The organism is Streptomyces sp. NPDC027189, assembly GCF_055566975.1.
Window position 1 is genome coordinate 258,972 of sequence record NZ_JBVHRI010000014.1, and the last position, 21,836, is coordinate 280,807.

Genomic DNA, 21,836 nt, shown 5'->3' on the forward strand with positions numbered 1-21,836 from the left:
CTGGGCGGATCCACGCCTGTGCGGCAGCGTCCCAGGACGTGCGGACGTCACCTGACGGACAGCCCGGCGTAATAAGTTGCGCCCCGCCTCTTGCTCCGGGCTGACCGATGGGCCTACGGTCCACAGCAACCGCTTACTACAGCTTCTGCTTGGCCGTCCCCCACGCAACCGCGAACCGCCGGTTTCCCGGCCGCCGTTCCTGGCCAACACCGAGCCGCCGTCCTCTCGTTCTGAGAACGCCTACATTCCGAAGGATCACGGTCAGATGAACTCCATCACCTCCAGGAGAAGCTTCGCCCGTGCCGCAGTCGCGGGTCTCGCGCTGACGGGTCTGCTCACCGCGTGCGGCGGATCCGGCTCCGGGGAGGACTCCAAGTCCTCCGGTCCGGTCACCCTCCCCCTCTGGGGCTGGGCCAACGGCCAGGAGGCCGTCGTCAAGGCCTTCAACGCCAGCCACAAGGACATCAAGCTCAAGTACACGAAGGTCACCGACCAGCTGACCATGCAGAAGCAGCTGACCAACGCCGTCAAGGCGGGCAACGCGCCCTGTCTGGTGCAGAACACCGCCGAGTACGTCACCACGTGGGTCTCGCAGGGGGCGCTCGCCGACATCACCAAGTACGTCGAGTCGAGCAAGGACAAGTTCAACGCCGGTGCCTGGGCCGGTGCCCAGGTGCAGGGCAAGGTCTATGGCGTTCCCACCAGCTCCGCGCCCGCCTTCACCATCTACCGCACCGACATCTTCCAGAAGTACGGCCTGAAGGCGCCCGCGACCTGGGACGACTTCATCGCCGCCGGCAAGGTGCTGAAGAAACACGGCGTCAAGGTCACCAACTACGCCGGTGAGGACCCGAGCACCCTGGAGGTGCTCGCCATGCAGGCCGGGGCGCACTGGTACAGCATCGACGGCAATGCGTGGAAGGTGAACTTCCAGGACGAGGGCACTCTCAAGGCGGCGAAGGTGATCCAGGAGATCATCGACAACGACCTGAACTCCAAGCTCTCCTTCGCCGACTACGCGGCCGTACAGCGCAACTACGACAACGGCGGCACGGCGACCCGGCAGATCTCCACCTGGCAGATGGCCGGCATGGTGCAGAACTTCACCAAGTCCGACGGGAAATGGGCACTGTCACCGTGGCCGACGTTCCAGGGTGAGGCGGCCAAGACCCCGGCCGGCACCAACCAGAGCGGCGGGCTGACCCTGGTGACCAAGCAGTGCAAGAGCCAGGAGCAGGCCTCCCAGGCGGCGCTGTGGATGTCCACCAACACCGGCGCGGTCAAGACCATGGCGAGCCCGACCACCGGCAACGGCGTCATGCCCGCGCTGGCCGACAGCGACTCGTACGTCGGCGACGCGATCTCCGACAAGCTGCTCGGGGACAACTACGAGCCGGGCAAGAAGGTCGTGACGGACAGCCTGGGCACGGTCACCACGGACTGGACCTTCGGCCCGGACTGGACGGCCATGTTCACGGAGATGCAGAGCGGCTGGGCCAAGGTCATCAACAAGGACGAGAAGGTCACCGACCTGCTGGCACACATGCAGGAGTGGACGGTCAAGGACCTGAAGTCCCGCGGCATCAGCGTGAAGAGCTGAGGCACCCCCGCATGATCCGCTCCCAGCGCTGGAAGGGTGCCGCCTTCACGGTGCCCTTCCAGCTCGGCTTCGTCTTCCTGTATCTCGTCCCGATCGGCTACGCCGTCTACCAGTCGCTGTTCCTGGAGCAGCAGTCCGGGCTCGGCCTCGGCGGCGCGACGGAGAACTTCGTCGGCCTGGACAACTACCAGCATGGCCTGACCGACTCGGCGTTCATGAACTCCGTCCTGCGGGTGTTCCTGTTCGCCTGCGTGCAGATCCCGGCGATGCTCGCCATCAGCCTGCTGCTCGCCCTGCTCCTCGACGCGCTCACCGCACGGGCGGCGAGCAGGTTCCGCATCCTGCTGCTGATCCCGTACATGATCCCCGGGGTGGTCGCCGCCATCGTGTGGATCAACCTCTACAGCCCCGATGTGGGCCCGCTGACGCCATTGGGCGACTTCTTCGGCTTCCACTGGAACTTCTTCGCACCCTCGATGGTCTGGCCGTCCATCGGCAACCTGCTCACCTGGCACGGCATCGGCTACAACATGGTGATCATCTACTCGGCGCTCCAGGGCGTGCCCCGCGAGCTGTTCGAGGCCGCGCGCCTCGACGGCGCCTCCGAGGCGCGCATCGCGCTGAGCATCAAGATCCCGTACGTCCGCGGCGCCCTGGTACTGACCGGACTGCTGTCCATCATCCAGATGCTGCAGATCTTCAACGAGCCCGCACTGTTCAGGAATGTCACTCCGCAGACGGTCGACGACAGCTTCACCCCGATCATGATCATCTACAACCAGGCGTTCAACTCCGGCAACTACCACTACGCCGCGGCCCTGTCGGTGCTGCTCGCACTCATCCTCGGCGTCGCCTCCTTCCTCTTCTACCGGCTGACCTCGAAGGAGGCCGACTGATGGTGCTGACCGACAAGGGCATCGAGCGGCCCCCCACCCGTACTGTCCGCCGCCTCGCCCGCCCCGAAGGCGCTTCGCGCGGACGCGGCGGCCAGCGCTTCATACTGATCGGCCTGGTCCTGGCCAGCGCCTACAGCCTCTTCCCGGTGTACTGGCTGATGGTCGCCGCCACCAAGGACCGGACCGGGCTGTACCAGAGCAACGGCCTGTGGTTCTCCGGCATGCACCTGTGGGACAACCTGCACCAGCTGTTCACCTACGAGCACGGCATCTTCCTGCGCTGGACCGCCAACTCCTTCCTGTACGCGGGAGTCGGCTCCCTCGGCGGCACCCTCATCGCCCTCGCCACGGGATACGGCCTGGCCCGCTTCGACTTCCCGGGGCGCAATGCGGTGTTCGCGTGCGTCGTGGGATCCTTCCTGATCCCGCTCGCCCTGCTGACCCTCCCGCTGTATCTGCTGTTCTCGTCCATCGGCCTGGTCGACACCCCCTGGGCCATGCTCATCCCGTGTCTGATCAACCCGTTCAGCGTGTACCTGGCCAAGGTCTACACCGAGGCCACGATCCCCTACGAACTGCTGGAGGCGGCCCGCCTGGACGGCGCCGGGGAGCTGCGGATCTTCGTCAGCATCGTGCTGCGGATGATGACCACGGGCGGCGCCACCGTGTTCCTGCTCGCCTTCGTGAACACCTGGAACGCGTTCTTCCTCCCGCTGACCGTACTGCGCGGCGAGAACAACTGGACCCTCAACATCGGCCTGTACAACTGGACCGGCAAACGGCTGGAGTCCGGCGTCGACCTGACCAGCCTCGTCCTGACCGGAGCGCTGCTGTCCATCGTGCCGATGGCCATCATGATGACCGCGATGCGCCGCTACTGGCGCACCGGCGTCACGCTGGGAGCCCTCAAGTGACCGAACCCCGGACCGTCGCGCACAACCCCGTCATCCGCGGCTTCGCCCCCGATCCCTCGCTGGTCCGGGTCGGCGAGTGGTACTACGTGGCCACCAGCTCCTTCGAGTGGTTCCCCACGATTCCGATCCACCGCTCCCGGGACCTGGCGCACTGGGAGTACGCGGGGCATGTACGAGGCGCGGTCCCGGGCGACTCCCTGGCCGGGGTCCCCGACTCGGGCGGCATCTGGGCGCCGTCGCTGAGCTGGGACGGCGAGCGGTTCTGGATGGTCTACGCGATCGTGCGCTCGGTCGGCACCGCCTACTTCGACCTGGACACGTACGTCACGACCGCCACCGACGTCAGCGGGAAGTGGACGGCTCCGCGACGGGTTGCGGGCCACGGCTTCGACCCCGCCCTCTGCCACCACGGGGGCCGCCTGTGGCTGCTCAACATGCAGAGCGATCACCGCCCCGGGGGACAGCGCTTCGCGGGCATCGTCCTGACGGAGCTGGACCGCGGCGACCTCGCCCCGGTCGGCGACACGCACCTGCTCCTCCAGCACGAACGCCTCATCGAGGGGCCCAAACTGCTGAAGCGGGACGGCTGGTACTACCTGGTGCTCGCCGAGGGCGGTACGGGCTTTGAGCACGGGGTTCTGGTGGCGCGCAGCCGCGCCCTCACCGGGCCGTACGAGCTCGACAGCCGCCCCCTGCTGACGACGCGGGACGACCCTGAAGTCCCGCTGCAGAAGGCCGGACACGCGGAGCTGGTCGAGACGCAGAACGGCGAGTGGTTCCTGAGCCATCTGACGGCCCGCCCGCTGCGGACCGCGGACGGCCCTCGGTGCACGCTCGGCCGTGAGACCGCGATCCAGGCCGTGACCTGGGACGCCGACGGCTGGCCCCGGCTGCGCCAAGGGGGCTGGCACCCCGCGGTCGAGGTCGACGTAACGGCCCATCCCGACACCCGGCCGTCGCCACCCGCCACCGAGCCCGACCCACTGTCCTGGCCGTGGAGCACACTGCGCGAGTACGCCGATCCGTCCTGGGCGGACACCACCGCCCGCCCCGGCTGGATCCGGCTGCGCGGCCGTCACGGTCCCGAGTCCCTGTGGGCGCAGAGCCTGCTCGCCCGGCGCATCACCGAGCACCGGGCGGAGGCCGAGGTCACCGTCGAGGCCGGCCCCCGCACCTTCACCCAGGCCGCGGGACTGGTGCTCTGGTACAACACTGAGTCCTATCTCGCCCTCGACCTGACCTGGGCCGAGCCCGAGGGGGAGCCGCAGCGCGGCCAGCAGTGGCAGGGCACCGGACGGACCGTGCTCAGCCTCCAGGAACGGGACGAGGAGGGCCTGCGCCAAGTGGCCCTTGTCGACGTCGACGAGGGAGCCCCGGTCACGTTGGGCGTGACCGTCGACGGTGCCGACGCGCGGTTCTGGTTCCTCCGGGACGGGGTGCGCACTCCAGTCGGGCCGCCGCTCGACTTCAGCCGCCTGTCCGACGACTACGGATCCAAGCTGCGCTTCACCGGCGCGTTCGCCGGCATCCGCGCCCATGACCTCGTCGAGGCCACCTTCGCCGCCGACTTCACCGCCTTCCGACTCACGTGCGCGCCGCCCGGGTGACCTCCTTTCACTGTTCGAGGTTTCGAAAGTCCTGACCGGTGTGATCCTGCGAATTCCGGCCTCTTCACGCCGTGTTGAGGCGGGCTTAGTGTAGGAAGCGCTTACCGTCCGGCGCTCTCTTCGACCTTGTGCGAGCAGCGCGACGCGAAACTTTCGAGGGCCCTCGGGCGGCAGGCCCGGAGATTTTGCTCCGCCCCCAAACCCCCGCTTCTCAAACGCCGGAGGGGCTGAATTCTTGGCCCCTCCGGCATTTGAGGACGAGCGCGAAGCGCGATACGGGGGGGTCTGGGGGGTGCCCCGCAGGTACGGGACGGGTAGGGACGGAGGGAGCGAAAAACCTCGTAGGGCACCCTGCCGCGTCCGATTCGTTCAAGACTCACCCCACGCCCCCTGCCTACCGTGACCTCATGACTCCACGATTCGATGTGATCGGCCTCGTCGTCTCCGACATGACCGCGTCCCTCGCCTTCTACCGCCGCCTGGGGCTCGCCTTCCCCGAGGGCAGTGAAGACCAGCCGCACGTCGAGGCCGAGCTCCCCGGTGGGCTGCGCCTCGCGCTCGACACGGAGGAGACGGTTCGGTCGTTCCACGCCGGGTGGCAGCCCCCGAACGGCGGCGGCCGGGTGTCCCTCGCCTTCCTCTGCGACAGTCCGGCGGAGGTCGACTCCGTGTACGACGACCTGGTCGGCGCCGGTCATCACGGCGAGCTCAAGCCGTGGGACGCCTTCTGGGGCATGCGGTACGCGGTCGTGCACGACCCGGACGGCAACGGCGTCGACCTCTTCGCGCGGCTACCGCAGACCCAGTAGCTCTCGCGCCGGCCTCCCCGCCAACTCCCGTACGTCCCGCGCAAGATGGGCCTGGTCCGCGAACCCGGCGCGGGCCGCCGTCTCCGCGAGGGGCACCCCGCCCCGTGCGAGCGCGAGGGCCCGCTGCAGCCGCAGCACCCGGGCCAGCATCTTCGGCCCGTAGCCGAACGCGGCCAGCGAGCGGCGGTGCAACTGCCGTGCGCTCAGGCCCAGTTCATCGGCAACCGCGGCGACCGGGCGGCCCGCGTCAAGGGCCGCGACGACGCCCCGCAGCAGCGGGTCCGGGGGGTCCGCGTCCGCCGCACGCTCCAGGGCCACTTCTTCGAGGGCGCTCACAGGATCTGCGGCCCCGTCGACCTTCTCCGTGAGGCGCCGTACCCGCGCGGCGGGCCACAGGTCGGCCAACTCGATGCGTCGGTCGCGGAGTTCATCCGCGGGTGTGCCCAGCCACGCGGGCGCCGTACCGGGGTAGAAGCGGACGCCCGCCCAGCCACCGGGCACACCGTCGGGAACGTATGCCCGTGTGTCAGGACCGGCGATCAGCAGCCGCCCCTCGGTCCACAGCAGATCCATGCAGCCGTCGGGCAGGACGGCCGCCACCGACGGACCGGCGATCGAACGGGACCACACCACCGCGCCCGCGAGCCTGGACGCACGCTCCTCGTACACGTCCGTCAGGCTACGCCGCCCGCGTCCGGTGTTCCTGTGGACTGACCCCGTACACCCGCTTGAACGCGCTGGAGAGCGCGAACGCGCTGCCATAGCCGACGTGCCGGGCGATCGAGTCGAGGGTGTCGTCCGTTTCACGCAGGCGGTCGGCGGCCAGGGCCAGGCGCCAGCCGGTCAGATAGGTCATCGGGGGCTCGCCCACGAGTTCGCTGAAGCGGCGGGCCAGGGCGGCCCGCGAGACCCCGGCCTTGGCGGCGAGGGTCGCCACCGTCCAGGGGTGTGCCGGGTCGTCCTGCAGGAGCCGCAGCACCCGGCCCACGACGGGGTCGGCGAGAGCCTGGTACCAGGCCGGGGCCGCGGCCTCGGGGCGGGAGAACCAGGCCCGCAGCGCGGCGATCATCAGCAGGTCGAGCAGCCGGTCGAGGACGACCTCCTGCCCGGGCTCGTCGCGCACCATCTCCTCGGCGAGGATCGGCGTCAGCGGGCACTCCCACACGTCCGAGGTGAGAGAGAGGAGCGGAGGCAGGGCGTCCAGCAGCCTGCCGCTGACCTCGCCCTGCATCATGTACGTCCCGATCAGCAGCACCGTGGAGCCGTCCAGCCGGTCGCCCCAGCTGCGTACGCCGAGGTCCCAGTGGCCCTTGAGGGAACGTCCGTCGGGGTAGGTGCACTCGCCGCCCGGCAGGATCACGGCCTGCGGCGCGGTCGCCGGGTCGTCGGCGCAGATGTACGCGTCCGGGCCGCGCGCGATGGCCAGGTCGCCCGCCCGCAGCCGCACCGGCTCTCCGCCGTCCGGTACGACCCAGGCGTCACCGCGGACCACCAGCATGATCGTCAGGGGGGCGCGGTCCTCGACGCGTACGCACCACGGCGGGTCGAAGCACGCACGGATCATGAAGGCGCCACGCGCGCGTGGACCCTCCAACAGGCCTGCGAGTGCGTCCATGGCGTCAGCGTAAACGCCCTCCCCGACCCTGTCGTAGACGTGCGCTTATGGGAATGAGCCGTTCAGCGATGGTCCCTTGCCGGGCACGGCAGTTCACTGGCTGCATGACGGACAACACGGCACGTACGCACGACATGACGGTACTGGTCACAGGGGCTTCGGGGCGGACAGGGCGCCGGGTCGCGGAGGCCGCTCGGGCGGCCGGTCTCACGGTGCGGGCCGCGTCCCGCGCCCAGGGCTTCGACTGGGACAACCCCACGACATGGGCGGACTCCCTGCGGGGCGCCGACGCGGCATATCTCGTCCACCCCACCGACGTCGGCTCCCCCCAGGCCGCCTCGGCCATCGGCGCTCTCGGGCGGCAGGCGGTCGATCACGGCGTACGGCGGCTCGTGCTGCTGTCGTCGCGGGGCGAGGAGCGGGCCCGGCCCACCGAGGAGGCGCTGAAGGCGTCGGGCGCGGACTGGACGGTCGTACGGGCCGCCTGGTTCGCGCAGAACTTCAGCGAGGGTCCGCTGGTGGAGGGGCTGCAGCACGGAGAGCTGGTCTTCCCTGCCGGTGAGGTGCGCGAGCCGTTCATCGACGTGCGGGACATCGCGGACGTCGTGGTGGCCGCGCTCACGTCCGGCGACCAGTACGTCGGCCAGGATCTCGCCATCTCGGGCCCCCGGCTGCTGACCTTCCGCGAGGCGGTCGCGGAGATCTCCGCGGCGACGGGCAGTGAGCTGACGTACACCCCGGTGACCGCGCGCCAGTACGGCGACAACCTGGCAGGGTTCGGGGTGCCTCCCGAGGAGGTCGAATTCCTCGTCGAGCTCTTCGAGAGCCTCCTCGACGGCCGCAACTCCTACCTGTCGGACGGCGTCCAGCAGGTCCTGGGCCGCGAGCCTCGCGACTTCACGGATTTCGCGCGGGAGGCCGCGGCAGCCGGAGTCTGGAAGGCGTGACGCCCGCTGTCACTCCCCCGGAGGCGGTGCGTCCCCGTTCCGGTGCGGATGGTGATGCGTGCTCTTCGCATGCGTGCGCAGCCGGGACGTCACGTCCTCCGGGGGCAGGAAGCGCGACCAGCGCTCCGGGAACTCGGAGGGCATGTCCGGGTCGTCGGGGTCGATGTCGGCGTCGTACGTGCGGGCGGCGGCCGCGCGGGCGACGTACTCGGCCGCCTGCTCCTCCCGCAGCCGCTCGTTCGCGGCGCGGGCGGCGGCCGTGGCGGCGGCCGGCCAGACGCGGTCGATGGCGGCGTTGACGGCGGCGCCGACCAGGACCGCGAACGCGGACACGCCGATCCACAGCAGGACGGCGACGGGCGCGGCGAGCGAGCCGTAGATCGTGGGGCCCTCGACGGTGTTGGTCAGGTAGATGCGGAGCAGGAAGCTGCCGAGCACCCACATGGCGAGGGCCACCAGGGCACCCGGCACGTCCTCGACCCACGGAGAGCGCACCGGAACGGACACGTGGTAGAGCGTCGTGAGGAAGACGACCGACAGCACGATGACGACGGGCCAGTACAGGATCTGTACGACGGTCGTCGACCACGGCACGACGTTCACCACCGCGTCCGGGCCCGCCACCATCAGCGGCAGCGCGACCGAGCCGATCAGCAGCGCCACGATGAAGAGCAGGAACGACATCACGCGGGTCCTCACGATCCCGCGGGTGCCGTCGAGGCCGTACATCACGGTGATCGTGTCGATGAAGACGTTCACCGCGCGGGAGCCCGACCACAGGGCGAACAGAAAGCCGAGGGAGATGATGTCGGGGCGGCCGCCCTTCATCACGTCGTGCAGGATCGGCTCGGCGATCTGGTGCACGCCCTTCTCGGTGAGGACCGTGCGGGACGCTTCGAGGATGTTGGACTCCAGGCTGGCGATCGTGTCGGCGCCGGTCCAGTCGTCGACGTATCCGAGCAGGCCGATGAGGCTCAGCAGCAGTGGCGGCACGGACAACAGCGTGAAGAAGGCGGCCTCGGCCGCCAGACCCAGGATCCGGTACTCCATGCACGAGTTGACGGTGTCCTTGAGCAGCAGCCAGGCGGTCCTGCGCTTCGATACGTTCCGGTACAGCGCGCGAGCGCGGTGAAAGCGGCCCGAGGGAGGCCGTTCAGGTGTTTCTTTTGCCTGGTGCACGTCCTTACCGTATCCGTATGGCAGCCAGCACCCACACCGTGACCAACCAGGCTCCGCCCCTGGTCGGATATGACGTATTCGCCGCCGACCGGGCCCTCGTAGAGGCGGTCGACCGGCATCTCGATCCAGAGCTCCTGGACGAGGCGCGCGAAGAACTGTCGATGCTCGGACGCACGTCCGGTTCCGCGCAGGTGCAGGAGTGGGGGGTACTGGCCAACGAGAACCCGCCCAAACTGCGCACGCACGACCGCTACGGCAACCGGATCGACGAGGTCGAGTTCCATCCCGCCTGGCACCGCCTGCTCGGCAAGGGCGTGTCGGCGGGGCTCACCGCGGCCTGGTCGCGCCCCGGCGGACACCTCAGGCGCGCGGCCGCCTTCGTGATCTGGACGCAGGTCGAGGCGGGCAATGGCTGCCCGCTGTCGATGACCCACGCGGCGGTGCCCGCGCTGCGCACCGACCCGGCGCTGGCCGCCGAGTGGGAGCCGCGGCTGACGTCCACGGTCTACGACCCGGGGCTGCGGCCCGCCTCCGAAAAGGCCGGCGTGCTCTTCGGGATGGGCATGACGGAGAAGCAGGGCGGCAGCGACGTACGCGCCAATACGACGGAGGCGCGACCGCTCGCCGAGGACGGGACGTACGAGCTGACCGGCCACAAGTGGTTCTGCTCGGCGCCGATGTCGGACGGTTTCCTGGTGCTCGCGCAGGCTCCCGGCGGGCTCACCTGCTTCCTCGTCCCGCGCGTCCTGGCGGACGGCACCCGCAACGTATTCCGCATCCAGCGGCTCAAGGACAAGCTCGGCAACAAGTCGAACGCGTCGAGCGAGGTCGAGTTCGACGGTACCTGGGCGCGCCGGGTCGGGGACGAGGGGCGCGGGGTGCGCACCATCATCGAGATGGTCGCGGCGACCCGGCTCGACTGTGTGCTCGGCTCCGCCTCACTGATGCGGCAGGCCGTCGCGCAGGCCGTCCACCACAGCACCTACCGCGAGGCGTTCGGCGGCAAGCTCATCGACAAACCGCTGATGAGGAACGTGCTGGCGGACCTGGCACTGGAGTCGGAGGCGGCGACGACGCTCGCGCTGCGGCTGGCCGCCGCGTACGACGACGGCAGTGAGCAGGAGCGGGCGTTCCTGCGGCTCGCGGTGCCGGCCGCCAAGTACTGGGTGACCAAGCGGTGCACGCCGGTGGCGGTGGAGGCGCTGGAGTGCCTGGGCGGCAACGGGTATGTCGAGGAGTCCGGCATGCCCCGGCTGCTGCGCGAGTCGCCGCTCAACTCCATCTGGGAGGGCGCGGGCAATGTGCAGGCGCTGGACGTGCTGCGCGCGCTGCAGCGGGAGCCGGGGGCGCTCGACGCCTATCTGCGGGAGGTGGGCCGGGCCCGGGGCGCCGACCACCGCCTCGACGGGGCCATCAAGAACCTGCTGGCCGAACTCGCCGATCTGGACGGCATCGAGGGGCGCGCCCGCCGCCTCGTCGAGCGCATCGCGACGGTGCTGCAGGGGTCTCTGCTCGTCCAGTACGCGCCCCCGGAGGTCGCCGACGCGTTCTGCGCCTCACGGCTGGGCGGGGACTGGGGCTCCGCCTTCGGCACGCTGCCGCACAGTCTGGATCTGGCCACGGTGGTGGAACGGGCGCGGCCGGTGTCGTGAGGCTTCGCCGGGGCCGAGGCGGGGGTGGTGCTGCGCCGACACGGCACCACCCCCGCTTGCTGGCCCCGTTTGAGGAGCTCGGACGCCGCGCAGGCGACGTCGTTGTCAGTTTCAAGGAACCTTGTGACCGTTGGCGAGAGTTGCAGACCGTTGCATTCGTTTGTGCTCCTTGTGCGAACTTCCGGCGTCCCGGGCCGAGAGCAGGCACGATGTGGGGTGACGGCGGCGTCACAGCTCGTACGCGGTACTGGTTTGGGGAGTGCCCTGTGAAGACCACATCATTCAACCCCGCCCGTTTTGCCCCGCCGGACGCGTCCGAAACGGTCCGGCGTCTCCAGGAAACCTGGGCCGCGACGCTCAGAGGCGAACGCTCCCCGATCGCTCCCCGGCCGGTTATCGGTCAGTCATGGCAGCGAGTGAAACGTTTCGGAGTCGATCCCGAACAAAGCACGGACAGCGAGCTGTTGCAGACGGACGAACTCGAACATCGCCGTACATCCACCGCCCTCGCCGATGTGCTGCCGGTCCTCAGTGGCGGGCTGGGCTCGGTCGCCGACGCGTCCCTGCAGATCATGGTGGTCACGGACCCGGAGGGCCGGGTGCTGTGGCGCGAGGGCAACGCGGGGGTGCTGCGCCGGGCCGACACCATCTGTCTGGAGGAGGGCGCCGCCTGGAGCGAGGACACGACGGGCACCAACGCGATCGGTACGGCGTTGACGGCGGGGGCACCGGTCCAGGTGCACTCGGCCGAGCACTTCGTGCGCACGCTGCACGACTGGACCTGCGCCGCCGCGCCGGTGCACGACCCGCGCGACGGGCGGCTGCTCGGCATCATCGACGTCAGCGGCCCGGACAGCACCTTTCACCCGGCCACGCTCGCTCTGGTCGACTCGGTGTCCCAGCTGGCCGAAAGCGAACTGCGCAACAGGCATCTGACGGCCATCGAGCGGCTGCGCGCGGTGGCCGCGCCCATCCTGTGCCGGCTGGGCGGCAAGGCGCTGGTGGTGGACACGAACGGCTGGCTCGCGGCCGTCACGGGGATGCCGTCCGTCGACCGGGTCGCGCTGCCCGGCTCTCTCGGCGCGGGCCGGGTCTGGCTGCCCTCCCTCGGGACGTGCGTCGCGGAGCCGATGCCCGGCGGCTGGCTGCTACGGGTCACGGAGACCGAGACCTCCGGATGCGCAAGCCGTGTGGTGCTCGACCTCACCGAACCCCGGCGCCCGTGCGCCACCATCACCGGCGCGGCGGGCAGTTGGGCACAGGATCTCACCCCACGCCACGCCGAGCTGCTCTACATCCTCGCCGTGCACCGCCACGGCCGCAGCGCGGCCCAACTCGCGCTCGACCTCTTCGACGACCCGACCCGCACGGTGACCGTCCGCGCCGAACTCTCCCGCCTGCGCCGACGCCTCACAGGCCTCCTCGACCACCGCCCCTACCGCTACCGCGAGGAGGTGGAGATCGAGGTCCTCCTCCCGAGCAACCCACTGCACCTCCTGCCGCACTCGACGGCACCGGCGGTGGTGGGGGCGCGGGCGGGGGCCTCCAGCCCGTCGGAGGTTTGAGAACGGGGGCGTTCGGGCGGCGCGGGGAGATTCCGTGGGGCCCCTGAAGGGGCCTGGGCAAGGGCCGATAGGACAACAGCCTGGGCAGGGGGCCAGAGGGCGCAAGGGTGGGTAGAGGGCCAGGGGCGGAGCCCCGGGCGGGGTCCAGGGGCGGAGCCCCGGGCGGGGGGCCAGGCGCGGAGCCCCGGGCAGGGGGCCAGGCGCGGAGCCCCGGGCAGGGGGCCAGGCGCGGAGCCCCGGGCAGGGGGCCAGGCGCGGAGCCCCGGGCAGGGGGCCACGGGGCAGCGCCCCTGGCGGGGGTCTGGGGCGGAGCCCCAGGAGGATGGGACGGGTAGGGGCGGCGGGGGCGAAAGAACCCCTCCCGCACCCGACGAGTGCCGTCACGTGCGTATTTCGTGAGCGTGTTCCGGGGTCTTCGACCAGGCCCGCCGGTCTCTGCCGTAGCATCCCCTCACAGGCCACCCCACCCGTCTCTCCGTCAACGCCCAGAGCATGAGAGGCAGTTGGCCTTCCTCGGGAGGACGCATGAAGCACCGCGGCAGGCACCGTCGTCGTAGAAGGGGACAGGCGCTGCGCGCCACCCTGACCGGAACCGCCCTCGCGCTCACCGCAGCCGCCACCCTGATCAGCACCTCCCAGGCCACGGGCAGCGGCACCCCGGGCGGCCTGACCCCGCTCACCTCGGCGGCCGCGACCGGCAAGCTGCGCCTCCACGAGAACCTGGTCGCCCGGGACACCCTCGACACGCTCACCAAGGACATGGGCGGAAACGTCGGCGTCGACGGCGTCCTCAGCAGCGCCGACCGCTCGATGCGCGACGAGGCCGACTGCGCCGCCGGCGAGCGCGCCGCGCTTCCGGTCGAGCCGACGGCCACGCGCGCGTACTGCTGGGAGAGCGGTGACGCGAAGACCTCGCAGTGGCAGCCGCGGTCCGTCACCACTTCGGGCGACGCCGACGACGACGGCCAGTGGGGCGAGCACCGGGTGCTCCTGACCGGCTGGACACACCACGACGAGCAGGCCGCCGCGCCTACCCGGGACGAGGGCCTGGCCCGAATCGCCTTCGTCGACGCGACCGACCCGCACGCCCTCACGTACGACTGGGTCCTGCTCGTCGCCCCGCGCGACGGCGGCAAGGACTTCGCAGCGGTCCCCTCCGACCTGGGCGGCATGGTCTGGTATCAGGACAAGCTGATCGTCACCGCCGCGCACGGCGCGGGCCTGCTCGTCTTCGACATGCACCGCATCCTGAAGGCGGACGTGAACAGCGGCGCCGTCGGCAGGGTGAGCGGCGGCTACTCGGCGGACGGCTACCAGTACGTGCTCCCGGCCATCGGCTCGTACGACGTGCCCGGCGGCGCGTGCGGCGCCGGGCACGCTCGCGCGGTCCCCTGTTTCGGCTCCCTCTCCCTGGACCGCACCTCGACGCCGGACAGCCTGGTCGCGACCGAGCGGTCCACGTCCGACGGTGCGGAGCGGGCCCGAGTCTGGCGGTACTCCTACAGCACCGCGGCCTACCGCCCGGGCCTGCTCGCCGACCACCAGGGGTACGTCGACGCCGTCGAGGCCTACGAGACCAAAGCCGCCGGTCTGTCCGGCGCTCTCTCGCACACGCCGAGCGGCGCGCGCAGGGCCGACTGGTACGTCGGCCAACCCGACAGCGGCACCCGGCACGACACCCTCTGGCGGCAGACCGAGCACGGCGCCAAGGCGGCCACCTGCACCGCGGACCGGTCGCACGCGTGCTGGGGCCGGGGCGCCGAGTCCCTCTCCTACTGGCAGGAGACGGGCGAGCTGTGGACGCTGACCGGGACGGGGGCCGGCGCGGGCGCGGAGCGTGTGCTGTACGCCGTCCCGCTGTCCTCCGTCGACGGCTCGCTGGAGTAGGCACCCAGCTGCCGGGGCTCTCCGGGAAGGGCACCCGGCGAGCCCCGGCAGCTGCTTTTGGAGACGCACCCGCCCCCATGGTTCCCTGGCCCGCATGAGCAACCTCACCGTGACCACCTGGTCCCTGGAGCAGACGGCCCCGACCGACCTGCTCCCGGCGATCGCACCCGACGGGGACGTCCGGATCGTGCGTGCCGAGGTCCCCTCGCCCGAGTTCAGTCGCTTCCTGTACACGTCGGTCGGCGGGGACATCCGCTGGTCGGACCGGCTCGGCTGGACGTACGCACAGTGGCAGGAGGCGCTGGAGAGGCCGGGCGCGGAGACCTGGGTCGCCTACGACAAGGGGACGCCCGCGGGCTATGTCGAGCTGGACCCCCAGGACGACGGCGTCGTGGAGATCGTCTACTTCGGGCTGATCCCCGCCTTCCGGGGACGCCGCATCGGCGGACACCTCCTCTCGTGCGGCGTCGCGCGGGCCTGGGACCTGGCCGAGCGCTGGCCGGGGCGGGCCGAGACCAAGCGGGTCTGGCTGCATACCTGCAGCAAGGACGGGGAGCACGCGATGGACAACTACCTGCGGCGCGGCTTCAAGCTCTTCGACACCAAGGTCGAGGAGGAGGCGGACGTGGCCACACCGGGCCCCTGGCCTGGGGCGCGGACGGTCTGACCTGCTGATGGCCCGATTCGGTACGGTCGGAGGCCCGGCCGTGTGACCGACGACACCCTTGTCTCGCGATTCGGGACAAGGGTGTCCACATGATGGATGACGGTGGACTGGCCCGAGATCCCCGTGACACGCTTCCGTCATGTCTGGAACTGGAATTGCCTTGGTGAGTCGGCGGCACGTCGACCTCGGCCGCATGTCCAGCGCCATCTGTCCGGCGAGCTGACCAGCCCAGCACCGCCCGACCCTTTCCCTTTTGCGAGCCTTGCGCAGTGACGCGCCCATACATCCGTATGCGCCCGTATGCGCAGGTCAGAGCCGCTGACAGATCTGTCCCGCAGTCTCGAAGGACGTAGCAACCATGGCCGCCACCCCGCAGAATCCCGCCGCCGCGCCGCGCCGCAAGGTGAGCCGTCACCGCGGCGAGGGTCAGTGGGCCGTGGGTCACTTCACCCCGCTCAACGGCAACGAACAGTTCAAGAAGGACGACGACGGTCTCAATGTGCGGACACGCATTGAGACGATCTACTCCAAGCGGGGCTTCGACTCGATCGACCCCAACGACCTGCGCGGCCGGATGCGCTGGTGGGGTCTGTACACCCAGCGCAAGCCCGGGATCGACGGCGGCAAGACCGCGATCCTGGAGCCCGAGGAGCTGGACGACAAGTACTTCATGCTGCGCGTCCGCATCGACGGCGGCCGGCTGACCACCGAGCAGCTGCGCGTCATCGGCGAGATCTCGCAGGAGTTCGCGCGCGGCACCGCCGACCTCACCGACCGTCAGAACGTCCAGTACCACTGGATCCGCATCGAGGACGTCCCGGAGATCTGGGAGCGCCTGGAGGCCGTGGGCCTGTCCACGACCGAGGCCTGCGGCGACACGCCCCGCGTCATCCTCGGCTCGCCCGTCGCCGGGATCGCCGAGGACGAGATCATCGACGGCACCCCGGCCATCGACGAGATCCACCGCCGGATCATCGGCAACAAGGACTTCTCGAACCTGCCCCGCAAGTTCAAGTCCGCGATCTCCGGCTCGCCGCTGCTCGACGTGGCGCACGAGATCAACGACGTCGCCTTCGTCGGCGTGAACCACCCGGAGCATGGCCCCGGCTTCGACCTCTGGGTCGGCGGCGGCCTCTCCACCAACCCGAAGATCGGTCAGCGCCTGGGCGCCTGGGTCCCGCTGGACGAGGTCCCGGACGTCTACGAGGGCGTCATCTCGATCTTCCGCGACTACGGCTACCGGCGGCTGCGCACCCGCGCCCGTCTGAAGTTCCTGGTGGCCGACTGGGGTGTCGAGAAGTTCCGCCAGGTCCTGGAGGACGAGTACCTGAAGCGGAAGCTCGTCGACGGCCCCGCGCCCGACCAGCCGGTCGCCACTTGGCGCGACCACGTCGGTGTGCACCGGCAGCAGGACGGCCGCTACTACGTCGGCTTCGCCCCGCGCGTAGGCCGTGTGGACGGCGCCACCCTCACGAAGATCGCCGAGCTGGCCGAGGCGCACGGCTCGGGCCGCCTGCGCACCACCGTCGAGCAGAAGATGATCGTCCTCGATGTCGACGAGGAGCAGATCAACTCGCTCGTCGAGGGCCTGGAGGCGCTCGACCTGACCGTCAAGCCCTCCCCCTTCCGGCGCGGCACGATGGCCTGCACCGGCATCGAGTACTGCAAGCTCGCGATCGTCGAGACCAAGGCGCGCGGTGCTTCGCTGATCGATGAACTCGAGCGCCGCATCCCCGAGTTCGAAGAGCCCATCACCATCAACATCAACGGCTGCCCGAACGCCTGCGCCCGTATCCAGGTCGCGGACATCGGTCTCAAGGGCCAGCTGGTCCTCAACGACCAGGGTGAGCAGGTCGAGGGCTTCCAGGTGCACCTCGGCGGAGCGCTGGGCCTGGAGGCCGGTTTCGGCCGCAAGGTCCGTGGCCTGAAGGTCACTTCGGAGGAGCTGCCCGACTACATCGAGCGGGTCCTGAAGCGCTTCCAGGAGGAGCGCGAGGACGGCGAGCGCTTCGCCACCTGGGCCTCGCGCGCCGGCGAGGAGTCGCTGTCATGAGCGAGCGGGCCGCACCCTTCTACTGCCCCTACTGCGGTGACGAGGACCTTCGTCCGAGCGAGCAGGGCCACGGCGCGTGGGAATGCGCGGCGTGCAATCGAGCCTTCCAGCTGAAGTTCCTCGGGCTGCTCGCCCGGGGTCTTCAGCAGGGTGACCGTGGAGGGGCAGAGATATGACGACCATTCAGGAAGAGCGTACGGGCGAGGACTTGAAGAGCCTCGCCGAGCAGGCGGGGCGCGACCTGGAGGACGCCTCCGCCCTGGAGATCCTCCAGTGGGCCGCCGACACCTTCGGCAAGAAGTTCTGCGTGACCTCCTCCATGGAAGACGCGGTGGTCGCCCACCTCGCGTCCCGCGCGTTCTCCGGTGTGGACGTCGTCTTCCTCGACACCGGCTACCACTTCCCGGAGACCATCGGCACCCGCGACGCGGTCGAGGCCGTGATGGACGTCAACGTCATCACGCTCACCCCGCGCCAGACGGTGGCCGAGCAGGACGCCGAGTACGGCCCCAAGCTGCACGACCGCGACCCCGACCTGTGCTGCGCGCTGCGCAAGGTCAAGCCCCTCGAAGAGGGCCTGACCAAGTACGACGCGTGGGCGACCGGGCTGCGCCGCGACGAGTCCCCGACCCGGGCGAACACCCCGGTCGTCAGCTGGGACGAGAAGCGGCAGAAGGTCAAGATCTCGCCGATCGCCCGCTGGACGCAGGACGACGTGGACGCGTACGTCGCCGAGCACGGGGTCCTCACCAACCCGCTGCTGATGGACGGTTACACCTCCGTCGGCTGCGCGCCCTGCACCCGGCGTGTGCTGGAGGGCGAGGACGCGCGCGCCGGCCGCTGGGCGGGCCGCGCGAAGACCGAGTGCGGGCTGCACGGATGACCACGACCACTCAGATTTCTCAGGAGCAGCAAGTGACGACCGGAGCCACCGTCTGGCTCACGGGTCTGCCGAGTGCCGGCAAGACCACCATCGCGTACGAGCTGGCCGGCCGGCTGCGCGAGGAAGGCCACCGCGTCGAGGTGCTCGACGGCGACGAGATCCGCGAGTTCCTCTCGTCGGGTCTCGGCTTCTCGCGCGAGGACCGCGACACGAACGTACAGCGCATCGGATTTCTCGCCGAACTGCTCTCGCGCAACGGAGTCAAGGCGCTCGTCCCGGTGATCGCGCCCTACGCGGACAGCCGTGAGGCGGTGCGCGGGCGCCACCAGACGGGCGGCACGCCGTACATCGAGGTCCACGTGGCCACCCCGGTCGAGGTGTGCTCCGTACGCGATGTGAAGGGCCTGTACGCCAAGCAGGCCGCTGGCGAGATTTCCGGTCTCACCGGCGTCGACGACCCCTACGAGGAGCCCGAGTCGCCCGATCTGCGGATCGAGTCGCACACCCAGACCGTGCAGGAGTCCGCGGCCGCGCTGCATGCGCTGCTCACCGAGAGGGGTCTCGCATGACGACCGCAGCCACTGTCTCCGAGGCAGCCGGTAATTCCGAGGAGTCCAGCCCGTACGCGCTGTCGCACCTGGACGCGCTGGAGTCCGAGGCCGTCCACATCTTCCGCGAGGTCGCGGGCGAGTTCGAGCGGCCGGTGATCCTCTTCTCCGGCGGCAAGGACTCCATCGTCATGCTGCACCTCGCGCTGAAGGCGTTCGCCCCCGCGGCGGTCCCCTTCTCGCTGCTGCACGTGGACACCGGGCACAACTTCCCCGAGGTCCTGGAGTACCGCGACCGCACCGTGAAGAAGCACGGCCTGCGCCTGCACGTCGCCTCCGTGCAGGACTACATCGACGCGGGCAAGCTCCGCGAGCGCCCGGACGGCACCCGCAACCCGCTGCAGACGGTGCCGCTCACCGAGAAGATCCAGTCCGAGCGCTTCGACGCCGTCTTCGGCGGCGGACGCCGCGACGAGGAGAAGGCCCGGGCGAAGGAGCGCGTCTTCTCGCTGCGCGACGAGTTCTCCCAGTGGGACCCGCGCCGCCAGCGCCCCGAACTGTGGCAGCTCTACAACGGCCGCCACGCCCCCGGCGAGCACGTCCGCGTCTTCCCGCTGTCCAACTGGACCGAACTCGACGTGTGGCAGTACATCGCCCGCGAGGGCATCGAACTGCCCGAGATCTACTTCGCGCACGACCGTGAGGTCTTCAAGCGGTCCGGCATGTGGCTGACCGCCGGTGAGTGGGGCGGCCCGAAGGACGGCGAGACGGTCGAGAAGCGGCTCGTCCGCTACCGGACCGTCGGCGACATGTCCTGCACGGGCGCCGTCGACTCCGACGCGACCACGCTGGACGCCGTCATCGCCGAGATCGCCGCGTCGCGCCTGACCGAGCGCGGCGCCACCCGCGCCGACGACAAGATGTCCGAGGCCGCGATGGAAGACCGCAAGCGCGAGGGGTACTTCTAGACATGACCAGCACCACCGAACCCACCGAGCCCTTGTCGGTCGAGCAGTTGTCGGCCACCACCCTGCTCCGCTTCGCGACCGCGGGCTCCGTCGACGACGGCAAGTCCACACTCGTCGGACGTCTGCTGCACGACTCGAAGTCGGTCCTGACGGACCAGCTGGAGGCCGTCGAGCGAGTGTCCGCCAGCCGCGGCCAGGACGCGCCCGACCTCGCCCTCCTCACCGACGGCCTGCGCGCCGAGCGTGAACAGGGCATCACCATCGACGTCGCGTACCGCTACTTCGCCACCGCCCGCCGCCGCTTCATCCTGGCCGACACCCCCGGGCACGTGCAGTACACCCGGAACATGGTCACCGGCGCCTCCACCGCCGACCTGGCCGTCGTCCTCGTGGACGCGCGCAACGGCGTCATCGAGCAGACCCGCCGGCACGCCGCCGTCGCCGCGCTGCTGCGCGTCCCGCACGTCGTCCTCGCGGTCAACAAGATGGACCTCGTCGACTACCAGGAGTCCGTCTTCGCCACGATCGCCGAGGAGTTCACGGCGTACGCCTCCGAGCTGGGCGTCCCCGAGATCACCGCGATCCCGATCTCGGCGCTCGCCGGTGACAACGTGGTGGAAGCCTCCGCGAACATGGACTGGTACGGCGGTCCGACGGTCCTGGAGCACCTGGAGACCGTGCCCGTCAGCCACGACCTGGGGCACTGCCACGCCCGGCTGCCCGTGCAGTACGTGATCCGCCCGCAGACCTCCGAGCACCCCGACTACCGGGGTTACGCCGGTCAGATCGCGGCCGGTACCTTCCGCGTCGGCTCCGAGGTCACGGTCCTGCCCTCCGGTCGTACAACGAAGATCGCCGGAATCGACCTGCTGGGCAAGCCGGTCGATGTGGCCTGGACCCCGCAGTCGGTGACCCTCCTGCTGGAGGACGACATCGACATCTCGCGCGGCGACCTGATCGTGCCGAGCAAGGACGCGCCGCCCACGACCCAGGACGTCGAGGCGACCGTCTGCCACGTGGCCGACCAGCCGCTCACCGTCGGCCACCGCGTGCTGCTCAAGCACGGCACCCGCACGGTCAAGGCGATCGTCAAGGACATCCCGTCCCGGCTGACGCTGGACGACCTCTCCCTGCACCCGCACCCGGGCCGGCTGGTCGCCAACGACATCGGCCGCGTCAAGATCCGTACCGCCGAGCCGCTGCCGCTCGACTCGTACGCCGACTCCCGCCGCACCGGCGCGTTCATCCTGATCGACCCGGCCGACGGCACCACGCTCACCGCGGGCATGGTCGGCGAGTCGTTCGCGTCGCCGGAACCGGTCAAGGACGAGGGCGACGACGACGGGTGGGACTTCTGACATGACGTCCACCGACTTCTACTCCACGTTCGCGAAGGAGGGCGGCCGCGTCGGCAGCGGCGCCCTCGGCAGCGGGCAGGGCGGAGTGGCGCGATGTGCGCGATGACGTACGCGCACTGCTTGCGCGCCCTCACCCCCCACCGCCTGCGAAAACGAAGACCTGCCGACTTCCCGGCCACGACCTGAGAGTTCGTGACCGCCGGGCCAACGAGAGGAACACCTCCCGTGCCTGCCATCCGCTCCACGCTTGTTCGTCGTGGCATAGCCGCCGCCGTGACACTCCCCCTCCTCGCCCTCGCCGCTTGCAGCTACGGCTCCGACGCCAAGGACGACACCAAGGCGAAGGTCGCCGCCGGGTCGAAGAAGATCGACGGTCTCGACTCCGTGAAGATCGGCTACTTCGGCAACCTGACGCACGCCACCGCACTGGTCGGCAACCAGAAGGGCTTCTTCCAGAAGGAGCTCGGCGCCACCGAGGCGAAGTACCAGACCTTCAACGCCGGGCCCTCCGAGATCGAGGCGCTGAACTCGGGCTCCATCGACATCGGCTGGATCGGCCCTTCCCCGGCGATCAACGGCTACACCAAGTCCGCCGGCAAGAACCTGCGCATCATCGGCGGTTCGGCGTCCGGCGGTGTGAAGCTCGTGGTCAACCCGAAGAAGATCAAGTCCCTGAAGGACGTCAAGG

The 21,836-nt window shown here is 70.1% G+C and carries 21 protein-coding genes; 18 read left to right on the forward strand and 3 right to left on the reverse strand.

Annotated elements, in window-relative coordinates; all coding sequences use genetic code 11:
- The first annotated feature begins 265 nt into the window (after positions 1-265).
- The 5 genes from ACZ4RZ_RS30350 (at position 266) to ACZ4RZ_RS30370 (ending at position 5,826) form a co-directional block, all read left to right on the forward strand.
- Positions 266-1,600 (forward strand): ABC transporter substrate-binding protein, encoded by a 1,335-nt coding sequence (locus ACZ4RZ_RS30350; protein WP_467749358.1) that lies wholly within the window; start codon positions 266-268, stop codon positions 1,598-1,600.
- Between the two features lie 11 nt (positions 1,601-1,611).
- A complete protein-coding gene (locus ACZ4RZ_RS30355; RefSeq protein WP_467749360.1) occupies positions 1,612-2,496 on the forward strand; it encodes a carbohydrate ABC transporter permease in 885 nt (294 codons plus the stop codon).
- Positions 2,496-3,410, forward strand: a complete 915-nt coding sequence (locus ACZ4RZ_RS30360; protein ID WP_467749361.1) for a carbohydrate ABC transporter permease — start codon at positions 2,496-2,498, stop codon at positions 3,408-3,410. The genes ACZ4RZ_RS30355 and ACZ4RZ_RS30360 overlap by 1 nt, the downstream gene beginning before the upstream one ends.
- The gene (locus ACZ4RZ_RS30365; RefSeq protein ID WP_467749362.1) at positions 3,407-5,017 is read left to right on the forward strand and encodes a glycoside hydrolase family 43 protein; all 1,611 of its coding nucleotides are present in this window, start codon (positions 3,407-3,409) and stop codon (positions 5,015-5,017) included. The genes ACZ4RZ_RS30360 and ACZ4RZ_RS30365 overlap by 4 nt, the downstream gene beginning before the upstream one ends.
- Before the next feature lie 407 nt (positions 5,018-5,424).
- The gene (locus ACZ4RZ_RS30370) at positions 5,425-5,826 is read left to right on the forward strand and encodes a VOC family protein (protein ID WP_467749364.1); all 402 of its coding nucleotides are present in this window, start codon (positions 5,425-5,427) and stop codon (positions 5,824-5,826) included.
- Here the strand turns inward: ACZ4RZ_RS30370 and ACZ4RZ_RS30375 are convergent.
- Positions 5,809-6,495, reverse strand: coding sequence for a helix-turn-helix domain-containing protein (locus ACZ4RZ_RS30375; RefSeq protein ID WP_467749365.1), 687 nt, complete (start codon positions 6,493-6,495; stop codon positions 5,809-5,811). The two genes, ACZ4RZ_RS30370 and ACZ4RZ_RS30375, sit on opposite strands and share 18 nt — an antisense overlap.
- Before the next feature lie 10 nt (positions 6,496-6,505).
- Positions 6,506-7,441, reverse strand: a complete 936-nt coding sequence (locus ACZ4RZ_RS30380) for an AraC family transcriptional regulator (protein WP_467749367.1) — start codon at positions 7,439-7,441, stop codon at positions 6,506-6,508.
- Between the two features lie 104 nt (positions 7,442-7,545).
- Between ACZ4RZ_RS30380 and ACZ4RZ_RS30385 the strand changes: the two genes are divergently transcribed.
- Positions 7,546-8,388 carry an NmrA family NAD(P)-binding protein gene (locus ACZ4RZ_RS30385; protein WP_467749368.1) on the forward strand — a complete coding sequence of 281 codons (843 nt, stop codon included), beginning with the start codon at positions 7,546-7,548 and terminating at the stop codon, positions 8,386-8,388.
- 9 nt (positions 8,389-8,397) lie between these two features.
- Here the strand turns inward: ACZ4RZ_RS30385 and ACZ4RZ_RS30390 are convergent, their stop codons facing one another.
- Entirely contained in the window at positions 8,398-9,567 is a 1,170-nt protein-coding gene (locus ACZ4RZ_RS30390; RefSeq protein WP_467749370.1) for a YihY/virulence factor BrkB family protein, read from the reverse strand.
- A gap of 17 nt (positions 9,568-9,584) precedes the next feature.
- On the opposite strand from ACZ4RZ_RS30390, the gene ACZ4RZ_RS30395 reads away from it, so the two are divergent.
- From ACZ4RZ_RS30395 to ACZ4RZ_RS30450, 12 genes are all read left to right on the forward strand, one after another.
- Positions 9,585-11,219 carry an acyl-CoA dehydrogenase family protein gene (locus tag ACZ4RZ_RS30395; RefSeq protein WP_467749372.1) on the forward strand — a complete coding sequence of 545 codons (1,635 nt, stop codon included), beginning with the start codon at positions 9,585-9,587 and terminating at the stop codon, positions 11,217-11,219.
- A gap of 266 nt (positions 11,220-11,485) precedes the next feature.
- Complete coding sequence (locus tag ACZ4RZ_RS30400; RefSeq protein WP_467749374.1) at positions 11,486-12,784, forward strand: GAF domain-containing protein; 1,299 nt, start codon at positions 11,486-11,488, stop codon at positions 12,782-12,784.
- A gap of 525 nt (positions 12,785-13,309) precedes the next feature.
- Positions 13,310-14,671: a hypothetical protein gene (locus ACZ4RZ_RS30405; protein ID WP_467749376.1), complete on the forward strand. Its 1,362-nt coding sequence runs from the start codon at positions 13,310-13,312 to the stop codon at positions 14,669-14,671.
- Between the two features lie 94 nt (positions 14,672-14,765).
- A complete protein-coding gene (locus ACZ4RZ_RS30410; RefSeq protein WP_467749378.1) occupies positions 14,766-15,338 on the forward strand; it encodes a GNAT family N-acetyltransferase in 573 nt (190 codons plus the stop codon).
- Positions 15,339-15,477: 139 nt separating this feature from the next.
- A complete protein-coding gene (locus ACZ4RZ_RS30415) occupies positions 15,478-15,561 on the forward strand; it encodes a putative leader peptide (protein ID WP_309486338.1) in 84 nt (27 codons plus the stop codon).
- Positions 15,562-15,696: 135 nt separating this feature from the next.
- On the forward strand, positions 15,697-17,391 hold the full coding sequence (locus tag ACZ4RZ_RS30420; RefSeq protein WP_467749380.1) for a nitrite/sulfite reductase: 1,695 nt from the start codon (positions 15,697-15,699) through the stop codon (positions 17,389-17,391).
- On the forward strand, positions 17,388-17,567 hold the full coding sequence (locus tag ACZ4RZ_RS30425) for a hypothetical protein (RefSeq protein WP_467749382.1): 180 nt from the start codon (positions 17,388-17,390) through the stop codon (positions 17,565-17,567). Before ACZ4RZ_RS30420 ends, ACZ4RZ_RS30425 begins: the two co-directional genes overlap by 4 nt.
- On the forward strand, positions 17,564-18,274 hold the full coding sequence (locus ACZ4RZ_RS30430) for a phosphoadenylyl-sulfate reductase (RefSeq protein ID WP_467749384.1): 711 nt from the start codon (positions 17,564-17,566) through the stop codon (positions 18,272-18,274). Before ACZ4RZ_RS30425 ends, ACZ4RZ_RS30430 begins: the two co-directional genes overlap by 4 nt.
- Complete coding sequence (cysC, locus tag ACZ4RZ_RS30435) at positions 18,271-18,843, forward strand: adenylyl-sulfate kinase (RefSeq protein ID WP_467749386.1); 573 nt, start codon at positions 18,271-18,273, stop codon at positions 18,841-18,843. The genes ACZ4RZ_RS30430 and cysC overlap by 4 nt, the downstream gene beginning before the upstream one ends.
- Positions 18,840-19,790: a sulfate adenylyltransferase subunit CysD gene (gene cysD / locus ACZ4RZ_RS30440; RefSeq protein ID WP_467749388.1), complete on the forward strand. Its 951-nt coding sequence runs from the start codon at positions 18,840-18,842 to the stop codon at positions 19,788-19,790. Before cysC ends, cysD begins: the two co-directional genes overlap by 4 nt.
- A gap of 2 nt (positions 19,791-19,792) precedes the next feature.
- The gene (locus ACZ4RZ_RS30445) at positions 19,793-21,148 is read left to right on the forward strand and encodes a sulfate adenylyltransferase subunit 1 (protein WP_467749390.1); all 1,356 of its coding nucleotides are present in this window, start codon (positions 19,793-19,795) and stop codon (positions 21,146-21,148) included.
- Positions 21,149-21,373: 225 nt separating this feature from the next.
- Positions 21,374-21,836 (forward strand): ABC transporter substrate-binding protein (locus ACZ4RZ_RS30450; protein ID WP_467749392.1); only part of this gene is annotated, 463 nt, incomplete at its 3' end.

Coding starts and splice junctions, on each gene's coding strand:
- ACZ4RZ_RS30425 (WP_467749382.1), top strand. CDS start 17,388: ATGAGCGAGCGGGCCGCACCCTTCTACTGCCCCTACTGCGGTGACGAG.
- ACZ4RZ_RS30385 (WP_467749368.1), top strand. CDS start 7,546: ATGACGGACAACACGGCACGTACGCACGACATGACGGTACTGGTCACA.
- ACZ4RZ_RS30420 (WP_467749380.1), top strand. CDS start 15,697: ATGGCCGCCACCCCGCAGAATCCCGCCGCCGCGCCGCGCCGCAAGGTG.
- ACZ4RZ_RS30370 (WP_467749364.1), top strand. CDS start 5,425: ATGACTCCACGATTCGATGTGATCGGCCTCGTCGTCTCCGACATGACC.
- cysC (WP_467749386.1), top strand. CDS start 18,271: ATGACCACGACCACTCAGATTTCTCAGGAGCAGCAAGTGACGACCGGA.
- ACZ4RZ_RS30430 (WP_467749384.1), top strand. CDS start 17,564: ATGACGACCATTCAGGAAGAGCGTACGGGCGAGGACTTGAAGAGCCTC.
- ACZ4RZ_RS30410 (WP_467749378.1), top strand. CDS start 14,766: ATGAGCAACCTCACCGTGACCACCTGGTCCCTGGAGCAGACGGCCCCG.
- cysD (WP_467749388.1), top strand. CDS start 18,840: ATGACGACCGCAGCCACTGTCTCCGAGGCAGCCGGTAATTCCGAGGAG.
- ACZ4RZ_RS30405 (WP_467749376.1), top strand. CDS start 13,310: ATGAAGCACCGCGGCAGGCACCGTCGTCGTAGAAGGGGACAGGCGCTG.
- ACZ4RZ_RS30360 (WP_467749361.1), top strand. CDS start 2,496: ATGGTGCTGACCGACAAGGGCATCGAGCGGCCCCCCACCCGTACTGTC.
- ACZ4RZ_RS30350 (WP_467749358.1), top strand. CDS start 266: ATGAACTCCATCACCTCCAGGAGAAGCTTCGCCCGTGCCGCAGTCGCG.
- ACZ4RZ_RS30445 (WP_467749390.1), top strand. CDS start 19,793: ATGACCAGCACCACCGAACCCACCGAGCCCTTGTCGGTCGAGCAGTTG.
- ACZ4RZ_RS30415 (WP_309486338.1), top strand. CDS start 15,478: ATGTCTGGAACTGGAATTGCCTTGGTGAGTCGGCGGCACGTCGACCTC.
- ACZ4RZ_RS30355 (WP_467749360.1), top strand. CDS start 1,612: ATGATCCGCTCCCAGCGCTGGAAGGGTGCCGCCTTCACGGTGCCCTTC.
- ACZ4RZ_RS30395 (WP_467749372.1), top strand. CDS start 9,585: ATGGCAGCCAGCACCCACACCGTGACCAACCAGGCTCCGCCCCTGGTC.
- ACZ4RZ_RS30380 (WP_467749367.1), bottom strand. CDS start 7,441: ATGGACGCACTCGCAGGCCTGTTGGAGGGTCCACGCGCGCGTGGCGCC.